This is a genomic window from Myxococcus eversor (assembly GCF_010894455.1).
GTDB lineage: Bacteria > Myxococcota > Myxococcia > Myxococcales > Myxococcaceae > Myxococcus > Myxococcus eversor.
Map to the genome: position 1 here is coordinate 12,795 of NZ_JAAIXY010000015.1, position 25,749 is coordinate 38,543.

19 protein-coding genes are annotated in these 25,749 nt (G+C 69.9%); 8 read left to right on the plus strand and 11 right to left on the minus strand.

Annotated features, from left to right (window positions below):
• Positions 1-26 precede the first annotated feature (26 nt).
• From G4D83_RS27635 to G4D83_RS27660, 6 genes are all read right to left on the minus strand, one after another.
• Positions 27-992: a dockerin type I domain-containing protein gene (locus G4D83_RS27635; RefSeq protein ID WP_163867847.1), complete on the minus strand. Its 966-nt coding sequence runs from the start codon at positions 990-992 to the stop codon at positions 27-29.
• Positions 993-1,015: 23 nt separating this feature from the next.
• Positions 1,016-3,253: an RCC1 domain-containing protein gene (locus G4D83_RS27640; protein WP_163867848.1), complete on the minus strand. Its 2,238-nt coding sequence runs from the start codon at positions 3,251-3,253 to the stop codon at positions 1,016-1,018.
• Positions 3,254-3,276: 23 nt separating this feature from the next.
• Complete coding sequence (locus G4D83_RS27645) at positions 3,277-4,425, minus strand: hypothetical protein (RefSeq protein WP_163867849.1); 1,149 nt, start codon at positions 4,423-4,425, stop codon at positions 3,277-3,279.
• Complete coding sequence (locus tag G4D83_RS27650; RefSeq protein WP_163867850.1) at positions 4,422-4,754, minus strand: hypothetical protein; 333 nt, start codon at positions 4,752-4,754, stop codon at positions 4,422-4,424. Before G4D83_RS27650 ends, G4D83_RS27645 begins: the two co-directional genes overlap by 4 nt.
• A gap of 91 nt (positions 4,755-4,845) precedes the next feature.
• Complete coding sequence (locus tag G4D83_RS27655; protein ID WP_163867851.1) at positions 4,846-5,673, minus strand: hypothetical protein; 828 nt, start codon at positions 5,671-5,673, stop codon at positions 4,846-4,848.
• Positions 5,674-5,760: 87 nt separating this feature from the next.
• Complete coding sequence (locus G4D83_RS27660) at positions 5,761-7,026, minus strand: hypothetical protein (protein ID WP_163867852.1); 1,266 nt, start codon at positions 7,024-7,026, stop codon at positions 5,761-5,763.
• Positions 7,027-8,021: 995 nt separating this feature from the next.
• Between G4D83_RS27660 and G4D83_RS27665 the strand changes: the two genes are divergently transcribed.
• The 5 genes from G4D83_RS27665 (at position 8,022) to purL (ending at position 17,212) form a co-directional block, all read left to right on the plus strand.
• Complete coding sequence (locus tag G4D83_RS27665) at positions 8,022-9,449, plus strand: hypothetical protein (RefSeq protein ID WP_240356654.1); 1,428 nt, start codon at positions 8,022-8,024, stop codon at positions 9,447-9,449.
• 50 nt (positions 9,450-9,499) lie between these two features.
• Positions 9,500-10,342: a metal-dependent hydrolase gene (locus tag G4D83_RS27670; RefSeq protein WP_163867854.1), complete on the plus strand. Its 843-nt coding sequence runs from the start codon at positions 9,500-9,502 to the stop codon at positions 10,340-10,342.
• 71 nt (positions 10,343-10,413) lie between these two features.
• Complete coding sequence (locus tag G4D83_RS27675; RefSeq protein WP_240356656.1) at positions 10,414-11,721, plus strand: phospholipase C/P1 nuclease family protein; 1,308 nt, start codon at positions 10,414-10,416, stop codon at positions 11,719-11,721.
• Positions 11,722-11,809: 88 nt separating this feature from the next.
• Positions 11,810-13,000, plus strand: coding sequence for an NAD-dependent epimerase/dehydratase family protein (locus G4D83_RS27680; RefSeq protein ID WP_163867855.1), 1,191 nt, complete (start codon positions 11,810-11,812; stop codon positions 12,998-13,000).
• A gap of 300 nt (positions 13,001-13,300) precedes the next feature.
• Positions 13,301-17,212 carry a phosphoribosylformylglycinamidine synthase gene (gene purL, locus G4D83_RS27685; protein WP_163867856.1) on the plus strand — a complete coding sequence of 1,304 codons (3,912 nt, stop codon included), beginning with the start codon at positions 13,301-13,303 and terminating at the stop codon, positions 17,210-17,212.
• A 57-nt stretch (positions 17,213-17,269) separates the two neighbouring features.
• Here the strand turns inward: purL and msrB are convergent, their stop codons facing one another.
• A complete protein-coding gene (gene msrB, locus G4D83_RS27690) occupies positions 17,270-17,695 on the minus strand; it encodes a peptide-methionine (R)-S-oxide reductase MsrB (RefSeq protein ID WP_163867857.1) in 426 nt (141 codons plus the stop codon).
• Positions 17,696-17,906: 211 nt separating this feature from the next.
• Between msrB and G4D83_RS27695 the strand changes: the two genes are divergently transcribed.
• The gene (locus G4D83_RS27695; protein WP_163867858.1) at positions 17,907-18,323 is read left to right on the plus strand and encodes a CBS domain-containing protein; all 417 of its coding nucleotides are present in this window, start codon (positions 17,907-17,909) and stop codon (positions 18,321-18,323) included.
• Between the two features lie 54 nt (positions 18,324-18,377).
• Here G4D83_RS27695 and thrS read toward each other — a convergent pair whose 3' ends face one another.
• The 4 genes from thrS to G4D83_RS27715 form a co-directional block, all read right to left on the minus strand.
• On the minus strand, positions 18,378-19,580 hold the full coding sequence (thrS, locus tag G4D83_RS27700) for a threonine--tRNA ligase (RefSeq protein WP_163867859.1): 1,203 nt from the start codon (positions 19,578-19,580) through the stop codon (positions 18,378-18,380).
• Between the two features lie 269 nt (positions 19,581-19,849).
• A complete protein-coding gene (locus G4D83_RS27705; RefSeq protein WP_163867860.1) occupies positions 19,850-20,125 on the minus strand; it encodes a hypothetical protein in 276 nt (91 codons plus the stop codon).
• Between the two features lie 119 nt (positions 20,126-20,244).
• Positions 20,245-22,056: an OPT/YSL family transporter gene (locus tag G4D83_RS27710; RefSeq protein WP_240356658.1), complete on the minus strand. Its 1,812-nt coding sequence runs from the start codon at positions 22,054-22,056 to the stop codon at positions 20,245-20,247.
• Positions 22,057-22,161: 105 nt separating this feature from the next.
• A complete protein-coding gene (locus G4D83_RS27715) occupies positions 22,162-23,178 on the minus strand; it encodes a hypothetical protein (RefSeq protein ID WP_163867862.1) in 1,017 nt (338 codons plus the stop codon).
• A gap of 84 nt (positions 23,179-23,262) precedes the next feature.
• Between G4D83_RS27715 and G4D83_RS27720 the strand changes: the two genes are divergently transcribed.
• The gene (locus G4D83_RS27720; protein WP_163867863.1) at positions 23,263-24,081 is read left to right on the plus strand and encodes a methylase; all 819 of its coding nucleotides are present in this window, start codon (positions 23,263-23,265) and stop codon (positions 24,079-24,081) included.
• Positions 24,082-24,258: 177 nt separating this feature from the next.
• On the plus strand, positions 24,259-25,743 hold the full coding sequence (locus tag G4D83_RS27725) for a carboxylate--amine ligase (RefSeq protein WP_240356660.1): 1,485 nt from the start codon (positions 24,259-24,261) through the stop codon (positions 25,741-25,743).
• Positions 25,744-25,749 lie beyond the last annotated feature (6 nt).

Here is a 25,749-nt window from a genome sequence, read left to right on the forward strand (position 1 = left end):
CACCCGCTGGGCCGGAGCGTGGAGGCCTACTCCCGGACTTCGTGGACGGGCACGAAGGGCTGAGGCCCGGTGTTGCAGCCCCGCCCCAGATTCCCCAGGACGATGCTGTAGTCCGTGAAGTTCACCGCCCGGTCGCCGTTGAGGTCCGCGGCGGGGGCGGCGGGCGGGACGGACAGGCCATAGTTGGCCAGGACGAGGTAGTAGTCGGTGGAGTTGACGCAGCCGTCCTGGTTGGTGTCGCCCGGCACTGGAATGGGCCGCGTGTCCTCGATGGGGGTGAAGGTGCCCCCGGAGGCCTGGCTCAGTCCCTTGAGCAGCGCGTGGAAGGCCGGCTCGGGCGGCGCGGCGGCGGCGGGCGCCAGCGTGAGGTGGTTGAAGAAGACATCCGCGTCGAAGACGAGCTGGAAGGGATTGGGGCTGTCGCGCAGCGGGTCACCCGTCTTGAGCATGTTGCGAATCTTCCACTCCCACGAGCCCTCCGTCAGGTTGGGGTAGCGAGTGATGCTCGGAGGGCCGTAGCAGAGCGTGTCCTCCGGCGTGCTGTTCTCCTCGCCGTCGGAGATGAGGTGGACGACCTTGCGCGCGTCGATGCCGGGGGCGAACTGGAGCAGCTCGTCGGCGGCATCACAGACGGCGAGCGCCAGGGGCGTGGCTCCCACCCCCGAGGTCAGCCGGCCGAGGGTCGCCACCGTCTTCGCGCCATCCTCGAACCCCTGCTCCCGGCGGTAGCTGGCGCCCTCGAAGCTCCAGATGGCGTACAGGCGGGGGAGGGCATTGGGCATCTGGACGAAGTCGCGACCGCGCACGAGCGCGTCCGCGAAGCGCGTCTGTCCGGAGGCGCGCGTCGTCATCATGGAGCCGCTGCGGTCAATCAGGATGATGACGTGCTCCTCGGTGAAGGCTTGCGCGGCGGTGCCGGACAGCGAGGCGAGCGCGAGGGCCGCGCCCGCGACAGCACGCGAGGCCCAACGATTCAGGGTACGGGGGAACATGGGTGTCTCCTTGTCGAGTTGCTTCAGAACAGCTCCACCTTCACGGGAATCATGCTGTCGTCGCGCGTGCCGTCGCCGAGCTGGCCTTCCGCGTTGGCGCCCCAGGCCCACGTCGTGCCGTCCGAGCGCAGGGCCATGGAGTGGTGGTCTCCGGCGATGACGGCCACGACGTTCGTCATGCCCGCGACCATCACCGGCACATGGCGGTTCTCCAGGAAGCCATCCCCAATCTGTCCGTCGAAGTTGAAGCCCCACGCGCGCACCGTGCCGTCCGAGCGCAGCGCCAGTGAGTGGTAGTCCCCGGCGGTGATGGAGACGATGCCGCTCAGGTTCGACACGAGCACCGGCGCGTTCACGCTCAACGTGGAGTTGTTGCCCAACTGCCCCGAGCCGTTGTAGCCCCAGGACCACACCGAGCCGTCCGCGCGCAGCGCCATGGAGTGGTAGCCGCCGGCGGTGATGGCCGTCATCGCCGACAGCCCCACCACCTGCACCGGCAGGATGTGCCAGGAGTTCGTCCCGCTGCCAATCTGGCCATCGAAGTTGTAGCCCCACGCCCACACGGTGCCGTCCGAGCGCAGCGCCAGCGAGTGGCTGTGTCCCGCGGCAATCGCCGTCACGCCCGCCAGGCCCGTCACCTGGATGGGGTGGTTGCTGTCCACCGTCGTCCCGTCACCCAGTTGCCCGTAGCGGTTGAAGCCCCAGGCCCACACCGTGCCGTCGCGGTGCAGCGCGAGCGAGTGGTAGGCCCCCGCGGAGATGGAGGTGATGCCCGACAGGCCCGACACCGACACCGGCTGCGAGCGGTTGGTGTTGGAGCCATCGCCCACCTCGCCCCGCACGTTGACGCCCCAGGACCACACGGTGGTGTCCCCCTTGAGGACCACGGTGTGGCGGTGTCCGGCGGCCACGGCCACGCTGGACGTCAGGCCCATGCGCGCGGGCACGAGCCGGTCCGCGCCCAGGCCGTTGCCCAGCTGGCCGTCCTCGTTGTCGCCCCAGCTCCAGAGGTTGCCCGACGAGTCGAGGTAGACGGAGTGCAACTGGCCGGACGTCACCCCGGGATTGCCCAGCGTGGTGTTTCCCACGCGCACCGGCGACATGCGCGGTTGGAAGGTGCCGTCCCCCAACTGGCCGAAGGCGTTGTCACCCCAGGACCACACGGTGCCGTCCGCGCGCAGCGTCAGCGAATGCTTGAAGCCCGCCACCAGGGTGATTCCGCCGCTGAGCCCCGCTTGGATGGGCAGGTTGCTGCTCGTCAGCGTGCCGTTGCCCAACTGGCGGTAGCGGTTGTCACCCCAGGCCCACACCGCGCCGTCCGAGCGCACCGCCAGCGAGTGGTAGTTGCCGGCGACCGCGGCCAGCACGTCCGTCAGCACCGCCTGCACCGGGTACGGCCGGTTGATCTTCGTCCCGTCGCCGAGCTGGCCCGTGGAGTTGAGCCCCCATGTCCACGCGGTGCCATTCGAGCGCAGCGCCACGCAGTGGGACGCGCCCGCGGAGATGGTCACCACGCCGGTCAGCGACTGCACCTGCGCGGGCGTGCCGCGCGTCGTCGTCGTGCCATCGCCGAGCTGGCCGCTGCGGTTGTCACCCCAGGCCCACACGGTGCCGTCCGCGCGCAGCGCCAGCGAGCTGTTGCCGCCCGCCGCCACGGCGATGACGTTGCTCAGGCCGGGCACCTGCACGGGCAGGGTGCTGGTGGTCGCCGCCAGCGTGCCGAGCTGCTTGGAGCGGTTGTCGCCCCAGGCCCACACGGTGCCGTCCGAGCGCAGCGCCACCGAGTGCGAGAAGCCCGAGCCGACCGCCAGCACGCCGAACAGGTTCTGCACGCGCACCGGCTCGCTGCTGGCCAGCACGGTGCCGTTGCCCAGCTGCCCCGAGTAGTTGTCGCCCCAGGACCAGACGGTGCCGTCCGAGCGCAGCGCCATGGAGTGGTAGTCACCCGAGGACACCGCCACCGCGTCCTCCAGGTTCCTCACCTTCACCGGCGTGGGGCTGTCGGTGAAGAGGCCGTTGCCCAACTGGCCCTGCCGGTTGTAGCCCCAGGCCCACACGGTGCCGTCCGAGTGGACGCCCACCGAGTGGTACTGGCCCAGCGACAGCCGGGTGGCGGAGGCGCGGCCCGCGAGCGCCTGGCGCCGTGCCATGTCCTGGGCGGAGGGGCTCTCGCCGCCGCAGCCCGTCCAAAGCCAGAGGCCGACGAAGAGCGCCCACGTCCAGCCAATCCTCGACGACAGGTGCGACACATTCAGGCTCATGGACATCTCCTCGGTATGCGCCGTCAGCGACGGCACCAGGCCTTGCCTTCGGCATCCTTGCAGCCGTCCACCACCCACCGGGCGATGAGCCGCCGCAGCTCCACGGGCAGCTCCAGGCCCGCCATGGGCATGCCGGGCTTCGCGGCGACCAGGCCGTGCTCGGCCTCCAGCGCGCGCGTCTCCAGCCGGCGCCAGTACTCCTCGCCCGACTTCTTCTGGAGGTACTTCTTCAGGCCCTCCGCGTCCGCGGTGAAGGCGCTGGCCGCGCGCGGGCTCGTCGCATGGCAGTGCACGCAGGTGGCGTCCCGGAAGAAGGGGCCCCAGAGGTAGGCGAGCATCGCCGGAGGCACCGCGCCGGGCAGGGCGGCGTCCTTCAGCGCGAGCTTCGTCACGCGCGCGTCCAGCTCGCGCTCCTTCTCCACGCGCAGCTCGTCGAACAGGCGGTGCAGGAGCTTCGCCTCGTCCAGCGACAGCGGCACCTCCGGCATCCGCCGGTCCGCGCGCGCGTAGGGCATCTGCTCGCGGCAGTACTCATACGTCCACTCGGGCGTGTAGAGCGAAAGCGAGACGCCGTCCCGTCCCGAGAGGGGTCTTGCACCCGCGTGGCAACTGGCGCAGCGCGCCTTCCAGAGGCCGTCGGCGTCCTTGCGCTCGGCGACCGACAGCTTCGCGGTGGGAGCCTCCCGCGCGGGGAGCCGCACCGACAGGAGCGCCGCGACGTCCCTCACGTCGCCCGACTGGAGGCTGGGATAGGCCATCATCCGCGGCGCGCGGCTGCCCTCCTTCTGGGAGAGGTTGCTGGGGCGCTTGAGGAAGGCGGCCAGCCCTCGCGCGGAGATGCGGGGAGTCTTCTGGCCCGGATGCTCCAGCACCTCCGGGGCATTCATGTAGGCCAGCGGCGTCTTGGCCAGGTGCGCCAGCTTGTCCTCGCGCACGGGGATGGCGAAGTAGCGCGGGTCCGGCTCTCGCTTCTGGCGCTTCACGGCGACGTCGTTGATTTCGGCGTGGCAGCCATAGCACTGGTTGTCGGTCCACCGGCCCAGGCCGTTGGCGAAGCGCGTCTGGGGCTCGGTGCGCTTGGACGTGTGGCAGCCCGTGCACTCCTGGGCCACGACGCCCTTGGCGGAGGCGAACCCTCCCAGCACGAGCACGAGGACGGCGAGCCACCTCACGGCGCGCTCCCTCCAGGCTGGGTGAGTCTCACGCGCGAGGGGTCCTCCTCGGGCTCGGCGAGGCCCTGGAGCACGTCGCGGAAGTCGCCGGACGTCGCGTCCTCCTGCTTCGCCTGACAGGCCCGGTAGGCGCTCACCAGGGCATACCCGGACACCGACCACGAGGCCTCGGCGGAGCCGGCCGGAGGTGGCACCCGGGTGACGATGCACTCCTGGACCTGCTTCTTGCGCTGCTCCGGTGTCTGGCCTTGCTCGTCCGGGTCACTCCCCGAGCATGAACAGGCCGTCCATCCCACGAGTCCCGCCAGGACCCAGACCCTTGGTTTCATCGTGAAAAACTCCCGAGCCGGGAGCGTCATGGCCGTCGCCACGGGCGCCCCCGGCTGCTGGTGTGAGGGTTCGGCTTCGTGCGGGTCCGGCTCAGCCGAAGGTGATGACCAGCGGCGTGGGCGTGCAGATGGGGGCTGAGTTGCTGGCCGCGGCGGGGGACATCGTCGCGGTCTGCGCCGTCAGGTTCAGCGTGAAGGACTTGATGTACGTCTCCCAGCCGACCTGCGGGTCGGACGTGACGAACAGGGAGGGGCTCAACTGGGCGAGCTTGGCGGACTCGAAGAGCACGTTCCAGCTGTTGCCCTCGACGCCCAGGTTGGGCGACGTCTGGAGCACGCCGTCCGTCACCAGCCGCTGGTTGATGGCGGGGACGTTCAGCAGCGGGCTGTTCGTCGCGCACAGCGGCACCGAGACGCGCAGGGTGATGACGGCGTTGGCGGCGATATAGGCGCGCACCGCCGCCTCTTCCGCGGGGAAGACGTAGATGCTCAGGCCGCAGACGAACGGATAGTTGCCGCCGACGACGGTCGGCCGGTAGTTGGTCGGCATGGTCCGCAGCAGGTCCGCGATTCCGGCCGAGGGCTGGCACGAGCCGGCCGAGGGAATCGGGAGCAGCCGCGCGTCGGTGATGCCGTTGCGGGAGATGAAGCCGTTGTACAAGTCGTTCTGGTGGGCCGTGGGGTACAGGTTGACGAAGAACCGCCTCATGCCAGCCACGGAGGCGGCGGAGTCGGTCGGGACCTGCATGTACTGGGTATAGAAGACGGGACCGCGATTCATCCCCATGTAGGGAACGAAGACCATCTCAGACTCGCGGAGGGTGCGCGCATGGTCGAGAGGCGGCGTGTCCGTCTGGGCCTGGGCGGGAAGAGCGGCGAGACACGACACGACGGCAAGGCAGAGCGAAAGCAATCGCATGGAGAAAGGGCCTGGTTCGAGAAAGGAAAGGAAGGGCGGAAGCCACCCGGAAGATGGCCTCCGCCCTGAAATCAAAGCGACGCGGAATTACGGCTGGCCGAGCAGCGCCCTGCAGCCCGCGTCATTCATGTTCCAGTTGACGCGGCCGAGCTCGAAGCCGTCCATGAGGCACGTGACGTTCAGGTTGGTCTTGACCTGGAAGTCCGTGGGGCCCGGGTTGTACTGGATGTAGGTGACCTCGTTGCGCTCCAGGATGAGCTTCTCGTAGTTGGCGCGCATGGTGAAGATGGAGTTGGTCTGGTTGGAGACCTGGCCGTTCACCGGCGTCGTGTAGCGGCGGACCTCGTTGAACAGCTCGTCCTGGAGGCGGGCCTGGACGGCGTTCACGACGTTGATGAAGTTGGAGTCATTGGGCGCGGTGGGGCCCCAGACGCCGTTGGCGCCGAGGTACTCGATGCGGATGCCGCAGGCGTTCTCGGAGGAACAGGTGACCAGGCGCTCGAAGAAGGCGCGAACTTCGATGTCCACGCAGGAGCTCAGGTGGAAGGCCGCGAAGGCGCTGGCCTGCTCGAACAGCGAGCGCCAGTTCACCGTGAAGCGCGCCTGACGGGTGAGGTTGTGGGTCTTGATGTCCCAGTCCACCTGCGCCGTCATGATGCTGTCCCACTGGGCGCCCGTGGCCATCAGGGCGCGAAGCTGGTTGCTCCACGTCGGCAGGGTGGTGGCCTGGAACGCGATGTCCTGCGCCACGACGCTGCCACCCAGGGTGGGCATCGTGTTGAACTTGTACATCACGTTCGTGTCGAGGCTGTACGGCGAGGTCGGGTCCAGGTGCGTGAAGCAGTTGGGGACCTTCACCTCGCGGCCGTTGACGACGAGGATTTCAAACTCGCAGTCGATCTCCACGCGGCCGTTGGTCGGCGCGAAACCGGAGAGCAGGAACTGGGTGGTGGACCGGGCGGCGGGCGCCGGGGCGATCTGGAAGCCCTTCGCGGCGGCCTCGGTGGACAGCCGGTTGAGCGCGCCCAGGTCGCTGGTGGTGGAGAACGAGCCACCCAGGTTCGCCAGCTCCAGGCCCGCGAACCATCCGTAGATGGGGACGAAGCCGGAGATCTGGAAGCGGGGGATGGGCTGGGCCGACTGGGGCGACTGGACGGCGATGCCGCCGCGGCGCGGGACGTAATAGACGAGGTTGTTGTTGTCCGTGTCACCGAGGAGCGTGAAGGCGTCCTGCACGGTGGGGGAGAAGTGCTGCGCCATGGGCTTGGCGGACGGGGACATCGGCGCGGCGAGGGCCTGCGTCGCGGTGAGCGACAGCGCGGCCGCGGCAGTGGCAGACAGGAACTTCTTCATGAGTTGCATTCCTTTGCGTGGCGTGAGGACTACCGGGGGCGCACCCTTCCCGTGCCCGCGAGCCTTTGGCTCACGAACCACGTACTGGCGTCGCGGAGACCCACTGGCTGCGCGTGGGTACCGTGGCCGTTCCGAGTGCTGTGTTGCTGGACTCCCCCCCATGTGTCCAAGGGCGATGATTGGACTTGGACGGTTGCATCCTACCGATTGCGGGCCGGACTGCCAGTGCGGGTCATGGCAAATCGACCTAGTCTTGAAAGGTTATTCTGTCGGTGAAATCAGGTTTGATTTGGTCTGTGGTTTCCCGAGGGGTCCGGCGGAGCCACCCATCGCTTCGTGTCGCGCGCGTATCAATGAAAGGGCGCTCGACGCGAGAAAAGACAGTCGCGTCACGGCGAGGTCTCCCGTGCTCATTGTCACATCGGCGCCACGGATCGGCGTTGTGTGGCGCGCATGTGAAAGGACTGAAGCCTTGTCACAGGATGAGCTGCGTGGAAACCGCACGTCTGCCCGCGTCGCGAAGCGCGCGCGAGTGTGAGGCCATTGATAAGGGGTGCGGTCCGCGAAGGGGTGGGGCCGCGTGGCGCGCCATGCCTCGTCGGCTGCTGACCCGGCACGCTCCAGGAGGTAGGGCCGTTGGGAGTGGAAGTCTGCTGTCCGGCCATCCGAGCCGAGGTGTGGTCCTGGCGAGACTCTCGCTCCCCGTGCGAGAGCCCGCGACGCGGGTGCGGTGATTCGCGACGCACTCCGTCGGAGCAGGAGGTGTGGGCGTGGGCGTGAGTCGTTCACCACCCGTATGAGTGCGTGGGGCCCGCCCGACGGAGGACACAACAGCGTCACCGCGACGGGGAAGTGTCCGCTACACTGCACGGCCAATGTTGTGGGTCACCTCACCGGTGGGCTTGCGCGGGACACGTGCCATGGACGGCTCTGGTTCCTTACCTTCCTTCGCTGTGCGTCGCGGCGAGGACGCGCTCTCTCGCGTGCGGGAGTCGATGGCGCACAAGTTTCCTCACTTCCTGCCGGTGGCGCGCCAGTCGCTGGCCGCGCTGGTGGGCTTCTGCGATGGCTGGCAGCGGACCTTCCCGGCGAGCCGGGTCTCGGGCGTGGTGCGGGAGCTGACGACCTGGGAGCGCTTCCTCTCCACCGAGCCCCGCTCGCGCCGCATCATGCTGACGGTGCAGCCCCTGGGCGTGGACACCACGACGGGGGCCTGGGCGGCCATCCTGCTCGCCCAGGTGGCGCGGTGGCACCGGGACACGCGGGGCCGCCGCTACAACCAGCCCACGGACGTCTGGTTGGCGGGGCTGGGTCGCGAGGGGCTGGATGCCCGGCAGCGTGTCTCCGATGACAGCGTGCTCACGGTGGCCATCACCGATGAGGGAGGGGGCTTGCGAATCTCGCGGCTGCCCCTGGAGGACTCGCACCTGAATCCGGAGGCGGTGGCGAGGCTGCTGGCCGCGTCCGCGCCGTGCACGCCCTCCGAAGCGCGCAGGGCCGGGCTTCACCCCCAGGTGGTGGTGGACGTGGCGGGGCGGGGGCGCAGCGCGTGGCGTTCGCATCTGTTGACGACGAGCACCTGGCTGGGGGCGCGGGTGGACCCGGGGACGGGCTCGCTGGAGCTGGCGTTCGACCATCTGGTGATGGATGGCACCGCGATGATGGAGGTGTCGCGCGCCATCGCCGCCGCCATGCCCCGCAAGCACCGCGCGTCCTCGGACGAGTGGCTCACGGGGGCCGAGGAGCCCACTCCGCTGTTGCGCGTGGAGCTTCCCGAGCGGCTGGACTTCCGCAACCTCGCGTGTGCCTCGCTGCTGGCGCTGGAGCGCTCCGGCGCGGGCCTGTTGCGCGGCGACAACCCCACCATGCTGGTGCCCGTGTTGCCGGATGCGCCCGCGTCCGTGGCGCGGCCCTGGCGGCGCATCCGCATCGCGGTGATTCCCGCGCGCACGAGCCAGGGGCCGGTGACGCCCGAGCTGGTCTCCACGCTGCTGGAGCACACGCGCCGGGAGGGTGGGGTGTTGGAGGACATCTTCTCCACCTTGTATTCGCCGGCGCTGCCCTGGTGGATGCCGTCGCTCACCACCCACGGCTTCGCCTTCACGCCGGGGTTGAGACAGGTCGCCACCGCGTTGTGTGGCAATGCGCTCCTGTCGAAAATCACCATCGAAGTGGAGGACGAGGCCGCCCTGGAGCGGTACCTCCCCATCTACTTCAACACCATGAGGCCGCTGCCGGCGGTGGGGGGCGGCGTGGCCCTCTGCGTCACGGAAGTGCTGTGTGCGACGCGCAAGGGCGTGCGCAAGCGCTTCTTCGGAGCTATCGCTGGGAGCGGCCCCTTCACCGCCCGTGAGCGACTCACGGCTTTTCGGATGGAGCTCGAGCGCGAGGTGTCGCGCCGGGCCCCAGCCCCCGCTTCCTGATTTCCCCCTGACCCGCCGTCCCCTCCGGCGAAATCGAGTCCCCCCCACTCATGGTCAATCCCGCCGACCCCGGCCGAATCATCCCGCGACCCCACCTGAAGTTTCACTTCGACGCCACGTTCCCCCGGATGTGGAATCACAACGGGCTGGGTTCCACGCACCTGTGGAACGGGCTCAACATGCTCTTCCCCCAGGGTGAGCGTTTCTTCGTCCGCAGCGTCAATCACTACCTTCATGACCTGGATGACGCGCCGGTGTTGCGCGCGCAGGTGAAGGCGTTCTTCGCCCAGGAAGGCCAACACGCGCGGGAGCACCAGGACTACATCGAGCTGCTGGAGTCCCAGGGGTATGTCATCACCGGCTTCATGCGCGCCTATCAGCGCCTCGTCTGGGGTTTCATCGACAAGTACTTCCCGCCGCCCCTGAAGCTGGCCATCACCGCCGCGTTGGAGCACTACACGGCCCTCATGGGGGAGAACACGCTGACCCTCGGTGTGTTCGCGGACGGCCACCCGGCGATGCGCGCGCTCATCGAGTGGCATGCCGCCGAGGAGATTGAGCACAAGGCCGTGGCCTTCGATGTGCTGCGCGAGGTGGCGCCTGGCTACCCGCTGCGCGTGACGGGGATGTTCGCGGGCATCATCGCGCTGTATGGCCTGTGGTTCGCGGCCACCGTGACGCTGCTGCGCCAGGAGCCCGGGCTGGGCTGGAGGGGGATGTGGCGGGAGCTGCGCCGGGCCCACCAGAAGGACCCGGTGCTGGTGCGGGTGCTGTGGCGGGGCCTCAAGGAGTACCTGCGGCCCTCCTTCCACCCGCTCGACAATGACAACCTGCACCTCGCCCGCGCCCACCTGGCGACGCTCGAGGACTCTCCCCGGGCGGAGGCCGCCTGAGACGTGATGTCGTCGTGTTCGCCGCGAGGACTCCTCGATGCAACGGACGTCCTCGCGCGCGGAGGCCGCTCGTGGTGCTGAAGTCGCCGCGCCTGGCGCTCGCCGCCGCATTGATGTCCGTGGCGGCTCCGTCGGGCGCGAGCGCCTTCTGGGTGGATGACCACCGCGCGTTGACCCATGCCGCGCTCGAGCGGGCCCTGGCGGCGGGCGCATCCCCCTCCCTGGCCGCGCACCGGGACGCGGTGCTGCACGGCGCCACCGCGGAGGACCTCAACCTCCACGTGAAGTGGACGGGGTGGCACCACTTCTACCGGCCGGAGGGCGCGCTGGACTCCTCCCTGCGCGCGGGCTCCGACGCGCGGGTGAGGATGCTGTGGGAAGAGGCCCTCGATGCCGCGCGCGGAGGAGACCTGGGCCGGGCGTGGGACAGGGCCGGGCACCTGGCGCACCACATCCAGGACGTGGCCTCGCCGCCGCATGTCGTGCCCGTGAATCACAGCTTCGCGGATGGCTTCGAGCGCTGGGGCCTGCGCGACGTGTTGAAGCGGCTGCCCTCGCGGCAGGTGGAGCCGCTGCCGGGGACCGAGGCGCAGCATGCGCTCGCACGCGAGACGCTGGAGGCGGTGCGCTCCCAGTTCCTGCGCGCGGAGGATGGCGTCGAGCTTCCGTGGAGCACCTTCTGGACGGAGCCGGATGCGCGGCGTCCTGGCTCCTTCGGTGTCTACGGCAGCGTGGGCAATGCGTTCGGCCAGACCGAGCCTCGCTGGAAGGACGGTGCGCACCGCGTGTCGCCCGAGGCGTATGACGCCTTCATGGCGGACCGGGCCGCCGGCGCGGTGGCGTATTCCCAGGCGTTCCTGACGTGGGCGGGCCAGCGCTTCGAGGAGGTCGCCGCACCCGACGCGGCCCCATTCACGGCGCGAGGTTTCATCCCGTCCCCGGAGTTGTCGCTCCAGGGGTTGGGAGGAATGGCTCGGGACTCGCGAGGCGCGACGCCCATCGCCGGGCTGCGTGCGGGGCTTCCGTTGCCCCATGCGCTGCGCCTGTCGGTGGAGTGGACGCGGGGCCTGGGGCTGGGGACGCGGCCGCTGCCCGCGGGTGGGTGGAGCCTGGCCGTGCTGTCTCCGCCGCTGTGGGCGTGGCGGCCGGCCTACGCGGTGGGCGTGGACGTGCGGGCCTCGCTGGGCGTGGGGTTGTTCTCGCAGGAGGGTGGGGCTCGGTTCGGCGTGCCGGTGGGACTGCGCGTGAGTGCGCTGCTCGGGGGCCCCTTCGTCGCGAGCACGGAGCTGCGCTACCAGGGCGTGCGCCCGTTCACCGAGGAGTGGACCCATGGGTTCGCGTGGACACTCGGCTTCGGTGTCGCGCTGGGTGACCGCTGACGGTTGAGTTGTCTCGGGAATGAAACGCCAGACGCCGGGTTTTCGCGCGCGTCCCCCCGAGTGCACCACGGCCCCTGGAGCCGTTGTCATGAAGACTTCGCGAAGGAAGTTCCTGCGGTACTCCGCTACCGGTGCGTCGCTGCTGGCGCTCGGACCCGAGGCATTGGCCGCGCCGAAGAAGGGCGCGAAGAAGCGCATCCTCATCCTGGGCGGCACGGGGTTCCTGGGCCCCGCGGTGGTGGAGGCCGCGCGAGCGCGGGGCCATTCCCTGACGCTCTTCAACCGGGGCAAGACGCGCCCCGAGCTGTTCCCCGACGTGGAGAAGCTGCGCGGCGATAGAGACCCGGACAAGGACGAGGGCCTCAAGGCGCTGAAGGGCAAGAAGTGGGACGCCGTCGTCGACACGTCCGGTTACTACCCGCGCATGGTCCGCGCCTCGGCCGCGCTGCTGGCGCCGAACGTGAAACAGTATGTCTTCATCTCCAGCGTGTCCGCGTACGCCAGCGACAAGACGCCGCGCGAGGACGAGAGCGGCCCCACGGCGACGCTTTCAGACCCCAACGTGGAGACGATGGGCAAGGACTTCGAGTTCTACGGAGGCCTCAAGCGCGCATGTGAGGAGGCCGCCGAGGCCGCGCTGCCGGGACGCGTGGCCAACATCCGTCCGGGTTACATCGTCGGGCCGGATGACCGCTCGGACCGCTTCACGTACTGGCCGGTGCGCTTCGACAAGGGCGGGGAGATGCTCGCGCCCGGGACGGCGAAGGACCCGCTGCAGATCATCGACGTGAGGGATCTGGCCGAGTGGCTGGTGTTGCTCATCGAGGGCCAGGTGAACGGTGTCTTCAACGCGGTGGGCCCCGCGGAGCCGTGGTCGATGGGCGCGATGCTGGACACGTGCCGGAAGGTGACGGGGCGGGACACGAAGGTGACGTGGGTGCCGGCGGAGTTCCTGGAGAAGCACGGCGAGACGGGCGACGTCCGCCTCCCCATCTACATGCCGCCCACCGGCACCAGCCTGGGCACGCACCTGCGCAGCAACGCGAAGGCGGTGAAGGCCGGGCTCAAGTTCCGCCCCGTGGACATCACCGTCCGCGACACGCTGGCGTACTTCAAGGGCCTGCCCGAGGAGCGCCGGAACAAGCCGCGCGCGGGTCTGCCCGCCGAGCGCGAGGTGGAGTTGCTGGCGCTGTGGCAGAAGGCCCAGGCCGAGCCCAAGGCCCCGGAAGAAAAGCCGGCCACGTCCCCGGCTCCAGCCGCCTCGGGGCAGGGCGGGTAGCGCCGTTCTTCGATGGCCCAGGCCTGGTGCCTGACACCAAGGCCGCCGTGCCTGGGCCATGACTCCCGCACCCGCCGCGCTGCCCGCGAGCGGGCCCGAGCCGTGGGCCTCGACCTCTTCATGGTTGCAGCGTTTCCCCACCTGTCACGAGCACCGCGCAAGCGCTGACGTGTGAGGGACTCCCACCGTGGCCCCTGTTCGCCCGGACAGCGAGCGGGCCGGGGCGAACTCTGTCCTCGCCCACGCGACGCACGGTGATAAGGACGCCCCGGCTGTTACCCAGGGCCACACCCAATCCCCATGTCCAGCATGCACTTCCTGCGCGGCGCTCCCGTCCTCTCTGAATTCCGGCTCGCCAAGCTGCTCGCGCAGTGCCGCGAGCAGGTGCCCGCCGTGTCGTCCGTCTACGCGGAGCACGTGCACTTCCTCGACGCCCCGGATGCCCTCTCCGAGGACGAGCAGGCGATGCTTGGCCGCCTCCTGGAGTACGGCCCCAAGGTGCCCTCGGGAGAGCGGGCGGGCAGTCTGCTCCTCGTGGTGCCCCGTCCCGGCACCATCTCCCCGTGGTCCTCGAAGGCGACGGACATCGTCCGGAACTGCGGCCTGGGTGCGAAAATCAGGCGCCTGGAGCGCGGCCTCGCGTACTACGTGGCGGGCCCCGAGGGCCGCGCGCTGGAGCCCGCGCAGTTGGAGCGCCTGTCGCCGGTGCTGCATGACCGGATGACGCAGGCGGTGCTCAAGCGCATGGAGGACGCCGCCGTCCTCTTCTCCGAGCACACGCCTCGTCCCCTCACCACCGTGGACATCCTGGGTGGTGGGCGCGCGGCGCTGGTGACGGCGAATCGCATGCTGGGCCTGGCGCTGGCGGAGGACGAAATCGACTACCTGGTGGCGCGCTTCCAGGAGTTGAAGCGCAACCCCACCGACGTCGAGTTGATGATGTTCGCGCAGGCCAACAGCGAGCACTGCCGGCATAAAATCTTCAACGCGAGCTGGACGCTGGACGGCAAGCCGCAGGAGCGCTCGCTCTTCCAGGCCATCAAGAACACCTACGCCCGGCACAAGGAGGGCGTGCTCTCCGCCTACAAGGACAACGCGGCGGTCATCGCGGGCTTCGAGGTGGACCGCTTCTTCCCGGACGCTGACACGGGCGAGTGGGGGACGGTGCGCGAGCCGTCTCACATCATGGTGAAGGTGGAGACGCACAATCACCCGACGGCGATTTCGCCGTACCCCGGCGCGGCCACCGGCGCGGGTGGAGAGATTCGCGACGAGGGCGCCACCGGACGTGGCGCGAAGCCCAAGGCGGGCCTGACGGGGTTCACCGTCAGCCACCTGCGCATCCCCGGCTACGAGCAGCCCTGGGAGCAGCCCTACGGCAAGCCGGACCGCATCGTCTCCGCGCTGGACATCATGATTGACGGTCCGCTGGGCGGAGCCGCGTTCAACAACGAGTTCGGCCGTCCCAACCTGTGCGGCTACTTCCGCAGCTACGAGTCGCAGGTCGCCACGCCCGAGGGCGTGGAGGTGCGCGGCTACCACAAGCCCATCATGATCGCCGGCGGGCTGGGCAACATCCGCGCGCCGCACGTGCAGAAGGGCAGGCTGCAACCGGGTGACAAGCTCATCGTCCTGGGCGGCCCGTCCATGCTCATCGGCCTGGGCGGCGGCGCGGCGTCCTCGATGACGCAGGGCGCGAGCGCGGCGGACCTCGACTTCGCCTCCGTGCAGCGCGACAACGCGGAGATGGAGCGGCGCTGCCAGCAGGTCATCGACCAGTGCTGCGCGCTGGGCGACAAGAACCCCATCCGCTCCATCCACGATGTGGGCGCGGGCGGCCTGTCCAACGCGCTGCCGGAGCTGGCGCACGACAACGAGCTGGGCGGCCGACTGGAGCTGCGCGCGGTGCCCAACGCGGAGCCGGGCATGTCCCCGCTGGAGATCTGGTGCAACGAGGCCCAGGAACGCTACGTGCTGGGCGTGGCCCCCGAGGACCTGGCGCGCTTCACCGCCTTCTGCGAGCGCGAGCGCGCGCCCTTCTCCGTGCTGGGCGAGGCGACCGAAGCGCAGGTGCTCAAGCTGTCTGATTCAACCCTGGGCACGCCGCCCATCGACCTGCCGATGGACGTGCTGTTCGGCAAGGCGCCGCGCATGCACCGCGACGCGACGACGCGCTCGCTGGTCCACGCGCCGCTGGTGCTGCCCGGTGACGTCAAGGCGCTGGCCGAGCGCGTGCTGAGCCACCCCACGGTGGCGGACAAGTCCTTCCTCATCACCATCGGCGACCGCTCGGTGTCGGGCCAGGTGGCCAGGGACCAGATGGTGGGCCCGTGGCAGGTGGCGGTGGCCGACTGCGCCGTGACGCTGTCCACGGTGACGAGCACCACGGGCGAGGCCATGTCCATGGGCGAGCGCACGCCGCTGGCGGTGGTGGACGCCGCGGCCTCCGCGCGGATGGCGGTGGGCGAGGCGCTCACCAACATCGCCTCGGCGCGCATCGACAAGCTCTCCGACGTGAAGCTGTCGGCGAACTGGATGGCGGCGGCCGGCAGCCCTGGCGAGGACGCGCAGCTCTACGCCGCCGTGCACGCGGTGGGCATGGAGCTTTGCCCGGCGCTGGGCCTCACCATTCCCGTGGGCAAGGACTCCATGTCCATGCGCACCGTCTGGGAGGAGGGTGGCGCGCGCAAGGCCGTGGCGTCGCCGGTGTCACTCATCATCTCCGCGTTCGCCCCGGTGCTGGACGTGCGCCAGTCGCTCACGCCGCAGCTCGTGGAGCTCACGCAGGACACGCGCCTGCTCTTCATCGACCTGGCGAAGGGCCAGCAGCGGCTGGGCGGCTCCATCGTCGCGCAGACGCACTCGCAGGTGGGCCCCGAGGTCCCCGACGTGGAGGACGCCGCGCTCTTGGGCGGCTTCTTCGCGGCGGTGCAGGCGCTCAACGCAGAGGGTCGGTTCCTGGCCTACCACGACCGCTCCGACGGCGGCCTGTGGGCCACGCTGTGCGAGATGGCTTTCGCGGGCCACTGCGGCGTGGACGTGGACGTGGCGGCCCTGGGCGGAGACCCGACGGCGGCCCTCTTCAACGAGGAGCTGGGCGCGGTGGTGCAGGTGCGCTCGGCGGACGTGGCCCGGGTGCGCGAGGTGCTGGAGAAGCATGGCCTGACGGCGTCCTGTCACGAGCTGGGCCGGCCGACGACCGCGCTGGACGTCCGCGTGCGCCACGGCGCCCAGGTGCTGCTGGCCGAGGGCACCATGGACCTGCGGCGCGTCTGGTCCCGCGTGAGCCACGAGCTGCAGAAGCGCCGCGACAACCCCGTGTGCGCGGAGCAGGAGTACGCGGCCAAGTGCGACGCGACGGACCCGGGCCTCTCGCCCAAGCTCACGTTCGACGTGGGGCTGGACGTCGCCGCGCCGTTCGTGGCCAAGGGCGCGCGTCCCCGCGTGGCGGTGCTGCGTGAGCAGGGCGTCAACAGCCAGCAGGAGATGGCGGCGGCCTTCACCCGCGCGGGCTTCCTGGCGGTGGACGTGCACATGAGCGACATCCTCGCCGGGCGCGTGTCGCTGAAGGACTTCCACGGCGTGCTGGCCTGCGGTGGGTTCTCCTACGGAGACGTGCTGGGCGCGGGCGGAGGCTGGGCGAAGTCCATCCTCTTCAACCCCCGCGCACGCGACGAGTTCGCGGGCTTCTTCGCGCGCTCCGACAGCTTCGGCCTGGGCATCTGCAACGGCTGCCAGATGATGTCCGGCTTGAAGGACATCATCCCGGGCGCGGAGCACTTCCCGCGCTTCGTGCGCAACGCGTCCGAGCAGTACGAGGCGCGCCTGGGGACGGTGGAGATTGCCCGCACGCCCTCGCTCTTCTACCAGGGCATGGAGGGCAGCCGGATGCTCATCGCCGTGGCGCACGGCGAGGGCCGCGCGGAGTTCTCCGACGCCGCCGAGGCCGCGCGCGTCAACGCGCAGGGCTTCATCACCACGCGCTGGGTGGACAACCGGGGTCAGGTGGCGGCGACGTACCCCGCCAACCCCAACGGCTCGCCCCACGGCATCGCCGGCGTGACGACTCGGGACGGTCGCTTCACCGTGACGATGCCGCATCCCGAGCGCGTCCACCGCACCGTGCAGCATTCGTGGCGGCCCCGCGAGTGGACCGGCGACGACGGCCCGTGGATGCGGATGTTCCGCAACGCCCGCGCCTGGCTGGGCTGAGCGACGCGGGAAGGGCCCCGACCTCGAAGCCGAGGCCGGGGCAACGACACGTGCCGTCTACGCGCGGACCAGCTCCAGCGGCTGGCCCTCTTCCACGTGCTTCATCGCGACGGAGTTCATGCAGTAGCGCTGCCCGGTGGGCGGCGGTCCATCCGGGAAGACGTGTCCCAGGTGTCCGTCACAGCGGGCGCAGCGCACCTCGGTGCGCACCATGCCGTACGAGCGGTCGCTGATCTCCGTCACCGAGTCCTCGCCGTGCAGCGGCTGGGTGAAGGAGGGCCAGCCCGTGCCGGACTCGAACTTCGTCCCCGCCTTGAAGAGGGGATTGCCACAGCCGGCGCACACGTAGGTGCCCGGCGTCTTGGTTCCCAGGAAACACCCCGTGCCCGCGCGCTCCGTGCCGTGCTTGCGCAGGACCTCGTACTCCTCCGGAGTCAGGCGCTCGCGCCACTGGGTATCGCTGAGGGTGAGCTTGTCGACCATGCCGTCACGCTCCTTTGCCCGGGTCCACGCCCGGGGTTTCTCTTGGATGCACATCCTGCCCAATCGTCGCGCCTGCTGGCCAACCTGGAATGACACCCCCTGTCCGCTCGCCCCCTCTTCCTCCGGGCCAGGGCCCCGGCGGGCACGAAGACGCCCCTGACGCCACGTTAGGGCGTAGCCCAGCAGACATCCCCCCATCAGCGGAGGCGCCATGAAGATTTTCGAGCTGATGACGAAGAATGTGGAGACCATCGAGGCCGACGAGTCGCTGCGCGTCGCGGCCCTGCGGATGCGCACGTGCAACATCGGCTCGCTTCCCGTCACCGAGAACGGGCAGCTCGTGGGCATGTTGACGGACCGGGACATCACCGTCCGCTCCACGGCCATGGGACAGGACCCCAATGAGACGCGGGTGCGCGAGGCCATGACGACCGCGCTCATCACCTGCGAGCCGGACGCGACGCTGAGCGCGGCCGAGCAGCTCATGGAGGACAAGATGGTGCGGCGGCTCGTCATCGTGGACGAGGCCCGAAGGCCCCTGGGCATCCTCAGCCTGGATGACCTGGCCACCGTGCCCGCGGAGGTGGTGCGTGCCGGCGCGGTGCTGGAGCACCTGATGCACGCGTAGACACTCCCGAGAGGCGGGATGCCGGGAAGTCCGGCCCCGCCCCTCGGGCTTTCATCAGGCGTCCGCCACCGGCCCGCACGCGGCCACCAGCTCCGCGAGCCCCGCGTCCCACGACACGTCCCGCTGCGCTCCGCCCCGCTGGCGCAGACTGACGGCGTTCGCCCGCACCTCACGCCCACCCACGACGACGAGCCACGGGACGCCCGCCTGGTGCGAGTCCAGCACCTTGCGCGACAGCGACTCGCCGCGCGAGTCCACCCGTGCCCGGCAGCCCGCGCGTCGCAGGCTGGCGGCGAAGCGCTCCGCGTACTCCACGGCCGCCTCGCCCACGGGCGCCACCACCACCTGCTCCGGCGCGAGCCACGCGGGCAGCGCGCCCCCGTGGTGCTCCAGCAACACCCCGATGAAGCGCTCCAGGCTGCCCAGCAGCGCGCGGTGAAGCATCACCGGGCGGACCCGCGCACCCGAGGCATCCTGGTAGCGCAGGTCGAAGCGCTCGGGCAGGACGAGGTCGAGCTGAATCGTCCCGCACTGCCACTCGCGCCCCAGCCTGTCCTTCAACACGAACTCCAGCTTGGGCCCGTAGAAGGCGCCCTGGCCCGGTTGGAGTTTGCAGTCGAGGCCCGCCTGTTTCGCGGCGGCGGCCAGCCAGGACTCGGCCTGGTCCCATACCTCGTCGCTTCCAGCCCGGGACGCGGGCCGGCCGGAGAAGGCCACCTGGACCTCGTCGAAGCCGAAGCTCGCGTAGAACTCCTTCAAGGAGCGCGCGAAGGCCACGACTTCGTCCACCACCTGCTCCGGGGCACAGAAGATGTGCCCGTCGTCCTGCGTGAACTGACGCAGCCGGAACAGGCCATGCAACGCGCCCCCCGGCTCACTGCGGTGCACCAGCCCGAACTCGCACAGCCGCAGGGGCAAGTCCCTGTAGCTGGGGGCCATGCGTTGCACGAGCTCGATGTGGCCCGGGCAGCTCACCGGCTTCACGGCGAGGTGGCGGTCGCCGTCCTCGAGCAGGAACATGTTCTCGCGGAAGTTCTCCCAGTGGCCGCTGCGCTCCCAGAGGGGCTGCGCGTAGATTTGCGGCGTACGGACCTCGAGGTAGCCCTCGCGTTTCATCCGCTGGCGGACGCGCTCCTCCAGCAGTTGGTACAGCTTCCAGCCGCGCGGGTGCCAGAAGACCATTCCCGGTGCCTCTTCCTGCAAATGGAAGAGGTCCAGGCGATGGCCCAGGGAGCGGTGGTCTTGTTCGTCGAGCATTGCAGTGACTCCAGAGACGGAAGGGTTGAATGCCTTGCCGGACGGAGCACTGAGTGAGTGCACGGCTGCCCCGGCCGAGAAGGCGGGGCGGAAAGCCGTGCGGTCGTCAGCCTACTTCGCGACGCGCACCGCTCCACACCCGCCGTAGCGAGTCGTGGTGCCGGTGGTCGTGGAGAAGATGACGAAGCTCACGGAAGATAAAATGCAGGCGGGTCCGATAAATGTCAACCGGACCCGCCGGACAGTCCCTGGCTTGGTGCCAGGGTGGCTCAGCAGGTCAGCCGGCCGTCGCGGCACAGGCAGGACGACACGACCGAGCCCCGACAGCAGGGCTCGTGCTGGGTGCAGCGCCAACCTTGGAGCGAGAAGCAGGCACGGTAGTCCCCGGGGCACACCGCCAAGGGACTGTCGAGCTCCTGGGACACGTCCTGGACCGCGTCGGACGACACCGCTTCATCGGTCGACGCAGCGAGGTCTTCCGCTCCGCCACAGCCCAGCAACGAGACACCGAGGACCGCGACCATCACCACGAATGCGCGCTTCATGGGAACCCCTGGAGTGCCCTGCGTGGACCGCCCACGAGCAGGGATTGCGCACCGGTTGTCCCATGAAGGCGGGGATACGTGTCGAGTCCTCCCACGCCCTTCTGTCCGCGAATGTCTACTCACGCCAGCAGGCTGGCCAATCCAATCAAGCCGGCGATGAGGAAGAAGAGGGACTCGCCCGCGATGAGGCCACCGCCCACCAGGGACATGGTGCTCATGTCCTCGGGGAGCGCCTCACCCTGTCCGGGACTGCCCGCGGCGGCGGGGGCGCGCTTCTGCGTCAGGGTGTTGAACACCGAGGCCACCACGCCACCCGCGCCGAACCACAGCGAGACGGGGAAGGACACGAAGCCGCCGAACGACGACGCGTAGGGACTGGCCAGCACCAGCGAGTCCATGGTCCAGCCCACCGCGAAGCCCGCGCGCGAGCTCTTGATGTAGCGCTGGTAGCCCTGGTGGCGCAGGAGCAGCTTGCGCAGCACCTGGATGCCGAAGCCGAGCGCCAGGCCGAAGTACATCGCCCGCACCTTCGCGTCCGACAGCGAGCCCAAATCCCGGATGGCGCCCACCAGCTTGTATGTCATGGCGGAGCCCCACTGGCCCACCGGGACATTGGGATTGTCGAGCTGGTTGACGGTCAGCGCCGGGTAGGCCGTCATGAAGACCTTCGCCAATCCCACACACAAGAGCGCGCCCATGATGACGCCCATCACCTGATAGCGGAACTGGATGATGCGATTGGTGCCCAGGCGCCAGCCGGTGGAGCGGTCCTGCTGCATGTCGCAGCCCACGGACGTGGAGATGAGCAGGATGGTCGCCGCCATCAACCCCACCAGCGGGTTCTTCAGGCCCATCAGCGACATCAACATGATGGAGATGACGAACGCGCTGGAGATGGGGTTCTGGTCGGTGATGCCGTAGGAGATGCCGTTGATGAGCACGAACAGGAGCGCCAGCGCGAGGCCGAACGCGAGCCACGTCAGGGGCTGCCCCAGCACGAGCGTACCCACCAACAGCGTCGCCGCGCCCCAGCCCACCACCCACGCCAGCAGCCGGGGCATGTTGACCTTCTTCCACGCCGGCTCCTCGCCCTGCTCGACGTCGGCCCGGGCGCGGATGCGCGCGGCGGCCTGGATTGCGAGCAGCGAGAGGTCCACCGCCGCCGCGCCGCAAATCATGGCCAGACCGATGAGGAAGCCCACCTTGCGGAACGGGTCCGCCGCGCCCAGCCAGCCGATTTCACGCAGGTAGGGCAGTTGCCACGCGCCGATGACGGCCATCAGCACCGCGGGCACGGTGATGCGACTGCCGACAATCATGCCCGCGCCCAGCGTGGCGGCGCTCGTTCCGATTGCGCCGACAATGGCTATCTTCTCCGTCATCCACGCGGCGATGGCGCCCAGCAGCGTGCCGCCACCCAGCTTGGAGATGGACGCCTTGAGCAGACGCTTGTCCGTCAGCGCGCGCAGGATGTTGGCCACCGCGAAGCCGGACGGGTAGTCGAGCTGGAGCCGGTCCACGAGCAGCGGCGTGTAGAGCATCCCCACGCCCACCGCGAACATGCCCACGCAGCCCACGAAGAGCATCAGGTGCCAGGCGGGAGGCAGCTCCATGCCCAACCACACCATGGCCTGGATGAGCACGGACATGGCGCACAGCGAGGCCACCGACGCGGCCATCGTCTGCATGTAGTTGGCGCCGTGCTTGCCCTCCGCGCCGTAGCCGTACGTGACGGCGCTGCCGAGGATGCCCGCCAGCACCTGCCCGCCGACGAAGAAACCCACGCTGAAGTTCATGTACGACGCGGCGATGCCACCCAGGGGCCCGAGGATGAAGAGGGCCACGGCGCTCAAGAGCAGGTGGTACTTCCACGTCCCCACCGGCGGCAGCCAGCCGAAGCGCTGCTGGACCTGCTCGGGGGCGTCGGACATCGAGGACGGGGTGGGCTCCGGAGAGGGGAGCGGCGGGGCGGAGGGGACCATGTGCCGCGAAGGGTACCGGCGTTCTCCACCGCTGTCACAACCCGCGACGTCGCCTCACGGGTCCTGGTAGCGCCGCGCTCGCACGGCGTCTCGGAGGCGGCTGCGTCCCCGGTAGAGATGCAGGCCGTGGAACACCGCCAGTGCCACCAGGCAGACCACGCCCAGCATCACATAGCGGCGGATGAGGTCGCCCTCCTGCCAGCCATGCTCCTCCACCAGGCGGCTCGGGTCGCTCAGGCCCACGCCCTCCATGCGGCCGAAGGGAATCTCCTCCGTGTTCGTCCTCGCGGCCCACCAGGTGGAGAAGCAGTCCCAGAAGGACAGCGCCCCAATGGGCACCAGGCCCCAGCGCAGTCCCCGCACGTGGAGGTAGCTGCCGGGCCTCACGTAGAAGCACCCCATCAGCACCGTGCCCAGCACCAGCATCCCCGCGTCGCCGCCGAAGATGATGAGCGCCGTCGTGCTCGCCATGGGCAGGAGCAGCGTGCAGAAGAGCTGCGCGGTGAGCAGCACCACGCCCCACGTCACCCACGCCGGGCGATGCAGCTTCCAGCCCACCCACGTGAGCGCCCCCAGTCCGCCCGCGAGCACCAGCGCCAGCGAATACCAGCGCTCCGAGCCCATGGAGGTCACCCAGAGCGACGGCACGGCGGGGATGCCGCACAGCCACGCGGTGATGGCGTGCCCCGCCTCGTGCACGAGCATGGTGAACAGCCGGACGATGAAGCGCAGCGAGCCGGTGGCCCCCAGGTAGCCCAGGAACAGCGCCACGGGGACGACGGTGAGGCGCAGCCGCAGCTCGTGCACGGCCTGCTCGTCGGCGGCGTCGAACGCGGCGGTCTCCAGCGGGTGCGCGTCCGAGCGCAGGTCCGGCGGCGGCACGAGCCAGGCGGGGTCCACCTCGAAGGGCGCGGGTTCCGGGGGCGCCGCCGCGGCCGCGCGTTCCTGCTCGGCCTTGCGCGCCGCACGGGCCTCCGCGCGGGCGTAGATGACGCCGCAGCGGGGACACTCCAGCCCCTCCACGCGGGGCGCCTGACAGCCGGGGCAGGTGAGGGCGGACGCGGGGCGCACGAGGGGAGCCTACCGGCCCGCGCGGGCTGGGGGAAACCGGGGGGAGGCTTGACGCGCGCGGCGGGCCTCGACGAAGTGGGAGCCATGTCCACGCTGGATGCGAAGACCCGGGGACGCACCGCGCCAGGGAGGCTGCGCGCGCTCGATGCCTGGCTGTGCCGCTTCGAGCGCGAGCTGCTGACGCGCGTGGACGGTGCCTGGGCCCGCGCCGTCTTCGTGGACGTGGGCTTCGGCGAGCACCCGTGGACGACGCTGGAGAGCGCGGAGGCGTTTCGAGCGCTCCAGCCGGAGCTCACCGTCATCGGCGTGGAGCTGGAGGAGGCGCGCGCCCTGGCGGCCCAGGCCCATGCGGGGCCCCGCACGCACTTCCGGCAGGGGGGCTTCGAGCTGCCCCTCTCGGAGGACGAGCCCGTCCGCCTCGTGCGGGCCATGAACCTGCTGCGTCAGGGACCCGTCGAACGCGTCTCCGAGGTGCACCGCGCCCTGGGTCGCTTCCTGCTCCCGTCGGGGCTGCTCGTGGAGGGGAGCTCGGACCCGGAGGGTTCGGTGCTCACCGCGCACCTGCTGCGTCGGACTTCAGCGGACCCGGAGGCTCCGCCCGCGCGCGAGGCGCTCCTGTTCCACACCGACTTTCGCAACGGCTTCGCGCCCCTGCTGTTTCGCGACTGGCTGCCCCGGGACTTGCGCCGACGCGTCCGTCCCGGCGAGGCCATGCACCACTTCTTCCAGGAGTGGACAGATGCCTGGAGACAATCGCGCGAGGCGGGACACACCTCGCCCGCCGACGCATTTCGCGAGTCCGTCACGCGCCTGGGGGCGCGCGTTGGCGGCGTGTCCAACGAGCCGTGGCTGCTCGACTCGGGCTACCTCGTGTGGCGGCCGGAGGGTGGCGTGAGCCCCTGACGCGCGGGGCCAGCTGCTCGTGCCATGGCCCGAGGAGGCTTCCCGGCCCCATGGGTCGCCGCGAGCCAACGGGTCGTCGCATCCGACCCGGACCGGGTTCCATGGCCCTCCAACCACATGAGGCGAAGTGGACAGGGGCAAATGGTGGGGGGGGCGGCTATGTTGAGTCCCCAAGGCATGAAACGACACATCCTCTCACTCCTCACCGCCGGGCTCGCCGCGGGTCTCTCGATTCCCGCTCCGACGCAGGCTTCAGGTGTCGGCGCGCAAGCCCAGGCAACAGCCCGCAGGACGCCCCCGCGTCCTCGCAGGCTGGAGGACGTGGAGAGACTGGAGACGGCTCAGGTGGAGGCAGAAGACGTAAAGGTGGAGCAGGCGGCGCGCCCGCGAGTGGAGGGGCGACCGTCCGCGTTGCTGTTCTCCGCGAGCTTCTACGGCACGCTCGCCGCCGCGCGCTGCTTCGGGCGCAATGGCATTGACGTCACGGTGGCGGACCCCGGCCGCCTGGGGCCCGCGAGCTGGTCCCGCTTCGTCGGGCGGCGCGTGCAGTGTCCCCCCGAGTCCCAGCCCGAGGCGTTCATGGAGTGGCTGCTGGACTTCGGCCGGAGGGAGCCGGGCCGGCACGTGCTGTACCCGACGAGCGACGAGCTGGCGTGGCTGGTGTCGGTCCACGCCAGCGAGCTGTCGAAGTACTTCCACCTCTATGACCCGGGCGTGGAGTCCGTGTACGGGCTGCTCAACAAGCGCAAGCTCTTCGAGGCGGGCCAGGCGGTGGGGCTGACGCTGCCGCGGACGTGGTTCCCCGAGTCCGAGGCGGACCTGGAGGCCATCTCCCGCGAGGCGCGCTTCCCGGTCCTCATCAAGCCGACGACGCAGATTCTCTACTCCACCCACGTCAAGGGCCTGCCGGTGGCGGAGCCGTCGCAGCTGGTGGCGGAGTACCGGGCCTTCGCGCGCGACGGGTACGCGGACATGCTGGTGAAGTTCGACCCGGCGGTGGCGCGGCCCATGGTGCAGGAGTTCCATCCGGAGGCGGCGGAGGGCATCTACAGCCTGTCGGGCTTCGTGGACGAGTCCGGCGAGCTGTTCGAGGTGCGGGGCGCCATGAAGGTGCTCCAGCGTCCGCGCCGGCTGGGCGTGGGCGTGTGCTTCGAGTCCGCGCCGGTGCGCCAGGACCTGGCGGACGGCCTCAAGCGGCTGTGCCAGCGGCTGGGCTACCACGGCGTCTTCGAGGTGGAGTTCATCCAGACGAAGGACGAGTTCCTGCTCATCGACTTCAACCCGCGCTACTACGGGCAGATGGGCTTCGACATCGCCCGGGGCCTGCCGCTGCCGCTGATGGCCTACCACGCGGCGCTGGGCGACACGCCCGCGCTGGAGCGCGTGGTTCAGGCGGCGCGCGAGTGGACGGGCAAGGGCGAGGTGTTCTGCAACCGGATTGCGTTGGAGATGTTGCTCAACCTCCAGCGCCTGTCGGGCGCGCTCCCCGTCGACGAGGCCCGTCAGTGGCGACGCTGGCTGGGCGAGCACCGGGACGTGGCGGTGGACCCGCTCATCGACTCGGATGACATGATGCCCACGGCGGTGGAGGTCGCCCAGATTCTCTACGGCTCCGCGCGCCACCCCCGCGCCTTCCTCCGGATGATGGTGCTCAACCGGTAGGCGCGG

What these genes read in the sequence shown, in the direction of transcription:
- G4D83_RS27725 (WP_240356660.1), top strand. Translation starts at nt 24,259, where the DNA reads ATGAAACGACACATCCTCTCACTCCTCACCGCCGGGCTCGCCGCGGGT.
- G4D83_RS27655 (WP_163867851.1), bottom strand. Translation starts at nt 5,673, where the DNA reads ATGCGATTGCTTTCGCTCTGCCTTGCCGTCGTGTCGTGTCTCGCCGCT.
- thrS (WP_163867859.1), bottom strand. Translation starts at nt 19,580, where the DNA reads ATGCTCGACGAACAAGACCACCGCTCCCTGGGCCATCGCCTGGACCTC.
- G4D83_RS27695 (WP_163867858.1), top strand. Translation starts at nt 17,907, where the DNA reads ATGAAGATTTTCGAGCTGATGACGAAGAATGTGGAGACCATCGAGGCC.
- G4D83_RS27710 (WP_240356658.1), bottom strand. Translation starts at nt 22,056, where the DNA reads ATGTCCGACGCCCCCGAGCAGGTCCAGCAGCGCTTCGGCTGGCTGCCG.
- purL (WP_163867856.1), top strand. Translation starts at nt 13,301, where the DNA reads ATGTCCAGCATGCACTTCCTGCGCGGCGCTCCCGTCCTCTCTGAATTC.
- G4D83_RS27665 (WP_240356654.1), top strand. Translation starts at nt 8,022, where the DNA reads ATGGCGCACAAGTTTCCTCACTTCCTGCCGGTGGCGCGCCAGTCGCTG.
- G4D83_RS27660 (WP_163867852.1), bottom strand. Translation starts at nt 7,026, where the DNA reads ATGAAGAAGTTCCTGTCTGCCACTGCCGCGGCCGCGCTGTCGCTCACC.
- G4D83_RS27635 (WP_163867847.1), bottom strand. Translation starts at nt 992, where the DNA reads ATGTTCCCCCGTACCCTGAATCGTTGGGCCTCGCGTGCTGTCGCGGGC.
- G4D83_RS27680 (WP_163867855.1), top strand. Translation starts at nt 11,810, where the DNA reads ATGAAGACTTCGCGAAGGAAGTTCCTGCGGTACTCCGCTACCGGTGCG.
- G4D83_RS27720 (WP_163867863.1), top strand. Translation starts at nt 23,263, where the DNA reads ATGTCCACGCTGGATGCGAAGACCCGGGGACGCACCGCGCCAGGGAGG.
- G4D83_RS27670 (WP_163867854.1), top strand. Translation starts at nt 9,500, where the DNA reads ATGGTCAATCCCGCCGACCCCGGCCGAATCATCCCGCGACCCCACCTG.
- G4D83_RS27705 (WP_163867860.1), bottom strand. Translation starts at nt 20,125, where the DNA reads ATGAAGCGCGCATTCGTGGTGATGGTCGCGGTCCTCGGTGTCTCGTTG.
- msrB (WP_163867857.1), bottom strand. Translation starts at nt 17,695, where the DNA reads ATGGTCGACAAGCTCACCCTCAGCGATACCCAGTGGCGCGAGCGCCTG.
- G4D83_RS27640 (WP_163867848.1), bottom strand. Translation starts at nt 3,253, where the DNA reads ATGAGCCTGAATGTGTCGCACCTGTCGTCGAGGATTGGCTGGACGTGG.
- G4D83_RS27650 (WP_163867850.1), bottom strand. Translation starts at nt 4,754, where the DNA reads ATGAAACCAAGGGTCTGGGTCCTGGCGGGACTCGTGGGATGGACGGCC.